Below are 8,117 nucleotides of genomic sequence, written 5' to 3'. Positions count from 1 at the left end.
GCCCGTCGCCGCGGAAACGCCTCCGCCCCCGGCAACGCCGGAACCGCCCGCCCCGGCAACACCGGCTCCGGCACCGCAGAATGCTCCTGTACCGCCGGCGGCGCCGGCCGCCGCCGCGCCAATGCGGAATGTGGAGGTCAACGCCAAAGTCATCGAACAGGGCGAGAAACTGACCGCCAAGAGCACCCCGAAATACACGCTGCCACCGATCACCATGCTCAGCAAAGGGACCGACGCCGTGGGAGAAGCACCCGAGGCGATCGAACGCGCCACCCTGCTGCTCCAGCGGACCCTCGACAGCTTCAAGATTCCGGGTCAGGTGGTGGGCCACATTTCCGGCCCCCGGATCACCCGTTACGAGATCAGCCTCGCCGAGGGGGTCAACGTCAAGAAAGTCGAACAGATCTCCAGCAACATTGCCATGAACCTCTCCGCGCCGAGCATCCGCGTGCTCGCGCCGATTCCCGGCCGCAACGTGGTCGGCGTCGAGGTCCCCAACACCCGGAGCGAAGCGGTCTACATGCGCGCGGTGATGGAGACGGACGCGTGGAACGGCAAAGCGGCGATTCCGATCGTGCTCGGCAAGGACGTCGCCAGCAAACCGGTGGTGCTCGACCTGGCCAAGGCCCCTCACCTGCTGATCGCCGGTTCCACCGGATCGGGGAAATCGGTCTGCATGAATACGCTCATCATGAGTTTGCTCTTCAAGTTCAATCCGGATGATCTGCGGCTGATCATGGTCGACCCGAAAATCGTGGAATTTGAAGACTACAAGAAGCTGCCCCACCTCATCACGCCGGTGATCAACGACGCCAAGAAGGTTCCCATCGCCCTGCGCTGGGCGGTGACCGAAATGGAAAACCGCTACAAGATCCTGGCCCGTGCCGGCGTCAAGAAACTGGCGGAGTTCAACGCGCTCTCCCACAACGGGGAACCGATTCTGGACAGCGACGGCAACGTGATCTGCGACAACAGCGGAGAACCGCTGTGCAAGATGCCGATTCTGATCGTCATCATCGATGAGCTGGCCGAACTGCGCATGCAGGATTCGTGGAAGGACTCCGAAACCTACATCGCCCGGATCGCCCAGCTGGGACGCGCCTCGGGCGTCCACATCGTCGTGGCGACGCAGCGCCCCTCGACCAACATCATCACCGGCGTAATCAAGGCGAACCTGCCGACCCGGATCGCCTTCCGGGTGATGCAGCTGGTCGACAGCCGGGTGATTCTCGACGTGCCCGGGGCGGAAAATCTGCTCGGCATGGGCGACATGCTCTATCTGGCTCCGGGCGGGATGAACATCGAACGCGTTCAGGGCGCGCTGGTCGACGACAAGGACATCAAGGCGATTGTGAAATTCGTCTCCGAACAGCGGCCGCAGAACTTCAACGCCCAGGTCGTCGCCGAAGAGGAGGCGCAGGACGAAGAGATCGATGAGAACATGGTCGATGATTACGATGAGGAAGACGCGGCCGACATCGCGCCGCTGATCCGGAAATATCTGCGCCCCGGCGACGATGACAACGTCCGCCGCGCGCTCGAAGTGGTTCTGCTCGACCGGAAGGCGAGCACCAGCTACCTGCAGCGGCGGCTCAAGATCGGGTACAACCGGGCGGCGGAGATCATCGATCTCTTCGAGGAGCGCGGCATTGTCGGGCCGCCCTCCGGGAGCGGGAACAAACGGGAAATTCTCGTCTTTGACGAGGCTGAATTTGCAGGATGAACTTCATCCCTAACCATTTGAGGACGGGTGAACCATGAGTGATCAACAGGACAAGGACGCGCTGGAGCTCTTCGGAGAGGAACCGGAACAGACCGGCGAAATGCCTCCGCTGCCGGATTTCGAGGAGGAGATCCGCGAGGTGCCGCCCGCGGAACGCACTGCGCCGCCGCCGGGCCTCCAGCCCAGGATCAGCGATGTGGAGGGGGAGCAGTCGTTCGGGCAGTACCTCCGGGCATTGCGGGAACGGAACCACTTCACCATCGCCCAGATCGCCGATGAGACCAAGATCAAATCCGACTACCTCGAGGCTCTGGAAAATGAGGATTACGGCTGCCTGCCGCAGCCGGTCTACGTGCTCGGGTATGTGCGGAAACTCTGCAGTCTCTACCACGTTTCCCCCGAGCGTGCCGACCAGATCACCGCGGAGCTCCGCGACCGGCTCGAGTATGAAGTTCCGGAGGATATCACCAAAACGGTCATCGACCACGAGGTGAGCGAGGAGAACGAACGCAAAATCCGGCAGCTCATTCTGATTCTGGCCGCGGGGGCGCTGTTGATCGCGGTGCTGCTGGTGGCGGGGGGAATTCTGATTCTGACCGGATTGCGCAGCTCGGCGGAGCCGGCGGCCCCATCCCGCTTCGCAGAATCACAACTTATTGAGATTCAAGATACTCCAAAATTAATCATCACGGAACTGGTTCCCTGAATCGCGAGATATTGCAAGGCGGAACTGGACAAAACCGTACAATGGTGCTATAGTATTGCATATGAAAATTCTATTGATCAACGGGCCGAATCTGCAGCTTCTCGGAGTCAGGGAACCGGGGATCTACGGCGGCGACACGCTGCCGGAGATCGTCGCGAGAGTCCGGAAGGCGGCGGAAGAGGCGGGGTATGAACTTGCGGACTTCCAGTCCAACCACGAAGGGGATATCGTGGACCGGATCGGGAGCGCCCGTGCCGACGGCTTCGCCGGAATCGTCATGAATCCGGCCGCCTACACCCACACATCCGTCGCCATTCGCGATGCACTGGCGGCAGTCAAACTGCCAACGGTCGAGGTGCATTTGAGCAACATCCACGCGAGGGAGGAGTTTCGCCACACGTCATTGACCGCACCGATGTGCATCGGAGTCGTCGCCGGGTTCGGAGCCGACTCCTATCTTCTCGCGCTGCGCGGGCTGATCGCGCATCTCGAGAAATAAAGTTTCATGTTTCCGCATACATAACAAAAATAACCAAAGAAGAGTTTCTCACCATGAAAATCGAAGAAATCAAGACGATAGTCAAACTGATGAGCGACCATGATCTCACCGAGTTCAAGATCGAGGCGGAGGCGTACAATCTGTGCATCCGGCGCGGTTCCGGTGCGGCAGCGCCGGCTCCGGTGATGGTTGCGGCGGCTCCGGCCCCGGTCCAGATGGCGGCACCGGTTGCGGCGGCGGCTCCGGCCCCGGCGGCTCCGGCGGCGGCTCCCGCTCCGGCGGCTCCGGTCTCGGTGGAGACGATCGACGCTCCGCTGGTGGGGACCTTCTACCGGGCCGCCTCGCCGGAAGCGCAGGCGTTCGTCAAAGTCGGCGACCACATCGCGCCGGATACGGTGATCGGCATCATCGAGGCGATGAAGGTCATGAACGAGATCAAAGCGGAAAAGAGCGGAGTGATCAAAGAGGTGCTGGTCGAGAACGGCCAGCCGGTGGAGTTCGGCCAGCCGCTCTTCGTCATCGAATAACCGGAGGCGGAACGAGCCCATGTTCAACAAAATACTCATCGCAAACCGCGGCGAAATCGCGGTCCGGGTCATCCGGGCCTGCCGTGAACTTGGAATTCGCACGGTTTCCGTCTATTCGCAGGCCGACGCCGACAGCATGGCGGTCAAGATGGCCGACGAAGCGGTCTGCATCGGACCGGCGCAGTCGAGCGCCAGCTATCTGCTGATCGACCGGATTCTCTCGGTCGCGGCGATCTGCGACGTCGATGCGATTCATCCGGGGTACGGATTCCTGTCGGAAAACGCCTATTTCGCGGAGGCGTGCCGCAAGCACGGCATCACCTTCATCGGGCCGACGCCCGAAGCGATGCGGGCCCTCGGCGACAAGGCGGTCGCCCGGGAGACCATGAAGAAGGCCGGCGTCCCCACCACCCCCGGCAGCGACGGCATCCTGGTCAGTGAAGCCGACGCGCTCAAGGTGGCGCATCAGCTCAAATACCCGGTCATCATCAAGGCGGTTGCCGGCGGCGGCGGCCGCGGCATGCGGATTGCCCATAACGACGCCAGTCTGGTGCAAGGGTACCACGCGGCCAAGACCGAGGCGGAGAACGCCTTCGGCAACGGGGCGCTCTACATGGAAAAATTCCTGGTCAACCCGCGCCACATCGAAATTCAGATCATCGCCGACAACTACGGCAATGTGATTCATCTCGGCGAGCGCGACTGCAGTGTCCAGCGCCGCAACCAGAAACTGATCGAAGAAGCGCCCTCGCCGGCGCTTTCGGCCCGGCTGCGGGAGCGGATCGGCGCCGCGGCGGTCAAGGCGGCCAAGGCGGCCGGTTACACCAGCGCCGGAACGATCGAGTTTCTCTTCACCGAAGAGGGGAACTACTACTTCATGGAGATGAACACCCGTATCCAGGTGGAACACCCGGTGACCGAGGCGGTGACCCGTTTCGACCTGATCAAGGAGCAGATCCGGGTGGCGGCGGGCGAACGGCTTTCGCTCCGGCAGAAGGATGTGCAGATCAGCGGTCACGCGATCGAATGCCGGATCAATGCGGAGGATCCCTTCAACAACTTCACCCCCTGCCCGGGGCGGATTGAACTCTTCATTCCGGCGGGCGGGCCGAATGTGCGCATGGATACGCACGCCTATTCGGGGTACCGGATTCCGACCTACTATGACAGCATGATCGGGAAACTGATCGTCTGGGGGCCGACCCGGGCGGATGCGCTCGCCACCTGCCGCCGGGCGCTGGATGAGATCACCGTGGAGGGGATCAAGACGACGATTCCGTTCCAGAAGCTGATCACCAATCACAAGAGTTTCATCGAAGGCAAATACGATACCGGATTTGTCGAGAGATTAATGCAGGAGCGGGCCACCCCGCACAAGGAGGAAGGAAAATGAAAGCAGCAGCAGATTCCAAGAAGACGGCGGCACCGGCAGCCGAAGCGGCGGCCACCACAGTGCTGGAAGGCTCCGAAATGGGAGAGGTGAAGATCCATGAAAATGTGATCGCTTCGCTCGTGCGGCGTGCGGCGCTTTCCATTGAAGGGGTCTCCCGCCTGGCCGGCAGCACTCTGGTCGACAACATTGCCGAGATCGTGGGCAGCCGCCGCATGCAGGCCCGCGCGATCACAGTCGACATGGCGGAAAACAACCGCGTTTCCGTTGAGATCAAGCTCAACATCAAAGCCGGTTACAACGTTCCGCAGGTGGCCACCGCCGTGCAGAAGGCGGTGATCGAAGAGATCGAGAAGACCACCGGCATGACGGTGCTCAAGGTCAACGTCGTGGTTCAGGAGATCGATGACCCGGTGCTGGAGGATTCCGACGAAGAGGAGACCGAAGGCAGCGCGCCGGTGCTTCCCCTGAACTGATTTCCGGGGGGAACCCCGCAGAGCCGCTTCGTCCGCCGGATGGGGCGGCTGTGCCGTATCAACCCCCGCGGCAACGGGAGGAGGATTGAAGCATGAATTTTGCAGAATGGGCCGATCCGGAGTTCTGGCGGCAGTTGTTGAGCAGTGATTTCAATCGCGGGTACGCGGCGGCCATCGGGCTGGTGTTCGCGCTCCTGATTCTGCTGCTGATCGTCAAGATTATCTTCAAACTGATTTTCCGCACCCGCCGGTGCGGTGCGATTCCGGTGCACTGTCCGACCGGAGATCTGGTCGTTTCCCGGAGCGCGATTGAGAATGCCGCGCGACAGGTGCTCGCGGAATTTCCGCAACTTGCGGTCCGGCGCATCATGCTCTACCGTCGCGGCAAACGTTTTTCGATGACGCTCTGCTGCTCCTTCTCGGCGGAGGGGAAAGGTCTGCCGGCGATCTCCGACGAGGTCAAGCCGCGGATGCTGGAAATGCTGCACCGGGTATTCGGCATCGACACCCTGCAGGAAATCCGCTTCCAGATCGAAGCACTCTCCTCGGAGATCCCGCACGAAGAAACAGGCGCACCATCGGAGAAGCAGTCGGACAATGCGATTGTTCCTGGCCTCTGAGTCGCCCCGCCGCCGTGAACTTCTCGCCCGGCTCGGCTTCGCATTTGAAGTGGAAAACAGCCGGGCGGAGGAGCTCTCGACCGCGGCCGATCCCCGTCTGGTTCCGCTGCTGAATGCGGAACGCAAAGCCGCCGCGGTCGCGGCGCGCCACCCTGACGCTCTCGTTCTGGGGGCGGATACCGTCATCCTCCACCGCGGGCGGATCATCGGCAAACCGCGCGATCCGGCCGACGCCGCGGCCATTCTGCACGCGCTCTCCGGCGACCGCCACGAGGTGATTACCGGCCTCGCCCTGCTCTGCGAGGAAAAACAGCTGCGCGAAGTGTGGGAGGAGACGACAACGGTTCAGTTCCGCCCCCTCAGCGACGAGACAATCTCCCGCTATCTCAGCCGGGTGAACGTGCTCGACAAAGCGGGAGCCTACGCCATCCAGGAGTATGGCGACGAGCTGGTCGAGCACCTGGATGGGGAGTTTGAGAACGTCATCGGCCTGCCGCTCCGCCGTCTTTCCGACCGTCTTCCGGCCCTGCTGAACGGCTGAACCGGGAGCCTTACTTCAACTCCACCCCGGTCTCCGGGTCGACAATCCGGAACTCCTCGTAATGGAGCATGGGGTCCGCCCGGAAGCTGAGGTCGTGCTTGTATTTCTCCTCGATGTCGCGGAGCAGCTGGGCGTCCTCGTTGCGGAGTCGGGCGAGGATATCCGGGTGCATGATGACGCGGACCGGCAGATCCTTGTAGCGGCGGTCGCGCAGTACGGTGTTGAGCCGGCGCTGAATCTCGACGCTCATGGTGACAGCGGATTTCACCAGCCCGGTCCCGGAGCAGTAGGGACAGGGGTTGAACACCTGATCCTGAATGCTCTCATGTTCGCGCTGGCGGGTCATCTCCATGAGTCCGAGCTTGCTGAGCGGCAGAACTTTGGTCTTGGCGCGGTCGTCCTTGACCAGCTTCTTCATGTAACGGAAGAGCTCTTCGCGGTCGCGGGCACTGCGCATATCGATGAAATCGAGCACGACCAGCCCGCCGATGTTGCGCAGCCGGAGCTGACGGGCGATCTCCTCGGCAGCCTCGAGATTGGTCTTGAGGATGAATTCCGGCTGGTCGGCCCCTTTGCGGCCGCGGCCGGAGTTGACGTCGATGGCGATCAACGCCTCGGTCTCATCGATGCAGATGCCGCCGCCGCCGGGCAGACGGACCTCGCGCTGGAACACCTCCCGGAGCTGATCGTTGATGCGGTACTGATCGAAAATCGGTTTGGCGCCGTTGTAACAGATCACCTTTTCGGCCATCTTGCGTCCGCCGAACCGCTTGAGCGTATCGATGATCTGCCGGCCCGCCGCCGGGTCATCGACGACAATTCCCTCGATCTCTTCGGTCATGAAGTCGCGAATCGTCCGCTCGACCAGGTTGGGCTCCGTGAAGAGCAGAGCCGGAGCGTTGCGGGAATCCATCTCCTTCTCCACCTTGCGCCAGTAGTCGAGCAGAAGGTCGAGGTCGCGCTTGAAGAAGGTGGAACGACGCCCCTCCCCGACGGTGCGGCAGATCAGCCCCATCCCTTCCGGCAGTTCGAGCGCGGCGAGAATCTTGCGGAGCCGGTCGCGCTCCTGCGCTCCTTCAATGCGCGTGGAGAGCCCGATGTGCTCGCTGTAGGGCATCAGCACAAGGTAGCGCCCGGGGATGGAGATGTCGGTCGTCACCCGCGCCCCCTTGGTGCTGATCGGGGACTTGACCACCTGAACCAGAATCTCCATGCCGGGGCGGAAAATCGAGGGGATATCGGCGACGGTCAACTTCTTCTTGCGGCGCTGCGCCTCGGCCCCGACCTTCGAACCGGGGCGGGCCTCCTGCCGCTTCTGGCGGCGGGCCTGAATCGACTCCTCGCCGACCTCCTCCTCGGCCTCCTCGTCGCGTTCTCCGCGCCGTTCGAGCATTTCGCCGCATCCCGGCAGCATCTCGTGATAGTGGAGGAAGGCGTTCTTTTCGGCGCCGATGTCGACAAACGCCGCCTGCAGGGAGGGTTCGAGGTTGATGATTTTCCCGAGATAGATATCGCCCACCTTGGGCTCATGATCGTCACGTTCAATCTGATACTCTTCGAGGCGGCCGTTGTTGAGCAGGGCGAAGCGCCGCTCCAGCTTCTCGCAGTTCAGAATGATCTGTTTGCCTTTCTTTT

The 8,117-nt window shown here is 62.1% G+C and carries 9 protein-coding genes; 8 read left to right on the top strand and 1 reads right to left on the bottom strand.

Features of this window, described 5'->3' with window-relative positions; genetic code table 11:
• The 8 genes from ACMLHG_RS09150 to ACMLHG_RS09115 form a co-directional block, all read left to right on the top strand.
• The coding region (locus tag ACMLHG_RS09150; RefSeq protein WP_417170294.1) for a DNA translocase FtsK at positions 1 to 1,723 on the top strand (1,723 nt) is incomplete at its 5' end.
• A 34-nt stretch (positions 1,724 to 1,757) separates the two neighbouring features.
• The gene (locus ACMLHG_RS09145) at positions 1,758 to 2,429 is read left to right on the top strand and encodes a helix-turn-helix domain-containing protein (protein WP_294433378.1); all 672 of its coding nucleotides are present in this window, start codon (positions 1,758 to 1,760) and stop codon (positions 2,427 to 2,429) included.
• A 61-nt stretch (positions 2,430 to 2,490) separates the two neighbouring features.
• Positions 2,491 to 2,928 (top strand): type II 3-dehydroquinate dehydratase, encoded by a 438-nt coding sequence (gene aroQ, locus ACMLHG_RS09140; RefSeq protein WP_294433376.1) that lies wholly within the window; start codon positions 2,491 to 2,493, stop codon positions 2,926 to 2,928.
• A gap of 53 nt (positions 2,929 to 2,981) precedes the next feature.
• The gene (accB, locus tag ACMLHG_RS09135; RefSeq protein ID WP_294433375.1) at positions 2,982 to 3,455 is read left to right on the top strand and encodes an acetyl-CoA carboxylase biotin carboxyl carrier protein; all 474 of its coding nucleotides are present in this window, start codon (positions 2,982 to 2,984) and stop codon (positions 3,453 to 3,455) included.
• A 19-nt stretch (positions 3,456 to 3,474) separates the two neighbouring features.
• Entirely contained in the window at positions 3,475 to 4,848 is a 1,374-nt protein-coding gene (accC, locus tag ACMLHG_RS09130) for an acetyl-CoA carboxylase biotin carboxylase subunit (RefSeq protein WP_294433373.1), read from the top strand.
• On the top strand, positions 4,845 to 5,321 hold the full coding sequence (locus ACMLHG_RS09125) for an Asp23/Gls24 family envelope stress response protein (RefSeq protein WP_294433371.1): 477 nt from the start codon (positions 4,845 to 4,847) through the stop codon (positions 5,319 to 5,321). Before accC ends, ACMLHG_RS09125 begins: the two co-directional genes overlap by 4 nt.
• A 92-nt stretch (positions 5,322 to 5,413) precedes the next feature.
• Positions 5,414 to 5,941 (top strand): hypothetical protein, encoded by a 528-nt coding sequence (locus ACMLHG_RS09120; protein ID WP_295808575.1) that lies wholly within the window; start codon positions 5,414 to 5,416, stop codon positions 5,939 to 5,941.
• Positions 5,919 to 6,482, top strand: a complete 564-nt coding sequence (locus ACMLHG_RS09115; RefSeq protein WP_417170293.1) for a Maf family protein — start codon at positions 5,919 to 5,921, stop codon at positions 6,480 to 6,482. The genes ACMLHG_RS09120 and ACMLHG_RS09115 overlap by 23 nt, the downstream gene beginning before the upstream one ends.
• A gap of 10 nt (positions 6,483 to 6,492) precedes the next feature.
• Here the strand turns inward: ACMLHG_RS09115 and ACMLHG_RS09110 are convergent.
• A partial coding sequence (locus tag ACMLHG_RS09110) for an Rne/Rng family ribonuclease (RefSeq protein ID WP_417170292.1) occupies positions 6,493 to 8,117 on the bottom strand: 1,625 nt, incomplete at its 5' end.

Origin of the sequence: Victivallis sp. (assembly GCF_048170485.1) — a bacterium.
GTDB lineage: Bacteria > Verrucomicrobiota > Lentisphaeria > Victivallales > Victivallaceae > Victivallis.
Note: the sequence above shows the minus strand (reverse complement) of the source record. Positions and strands in the feature narration are given on the sequence as shown.

What these genes read in the sequence shown, in the direction of transcription:
- ACMLHG_RS09125 (WP_294433371.1), top strand. Translation starts at nt 4,845, where the DNA reads ATGAAAGCAGCAGCAGATTCCAAGAAGACGGCGGCACCGGCAGCCGAA.
- ACMLHG_RS09115 (WP_417170293.1), top strand. Translation starts at nt 5,919, where the DNA reads ATGCGATTGTTCCTGGCCTCTGAGTCGCCCCGCCGCCGTGAACTTCTC.
- accC (WP_294433373.1), top strand. Translation starts at nt 3,475, where the DNA reads ATGTTCAACAAAATACTCATCGCAAACCGCGGCGAAATCGCGGTCCGG.
- ACMLHG_RS09120 (WP_295808575.1), top strand. Translation starts at nt 5,414, where the DNA reads ATGAATTTTGCAGAATGGGCCGATCCGGAGTTCTGGCGGCAGTTGTTG.
- ACMLHG_RS09145 (WP_294433378.1), top strand. Translation starts at nt 1,758, where the DNA reads ATGAGTGATCAACAGGACAAGGACGCGCTGGAGCTCTTCGGAGAGGAA.
- accB (WP_294433375.1), top strand. Translation starts at nt 2,982, where the DNA reads ATGAAAATCGAAGAAATCAAGACGATAGTCAAACTGATGAGCGACCAT.
- aroQ (WP_294433376.1), top strand. Translation starts at nt 2,491, where the DNA reads ATGAAAATTCTATTGATCAACGGGCCGAATCTGCAGCTTCTCGGAGTC.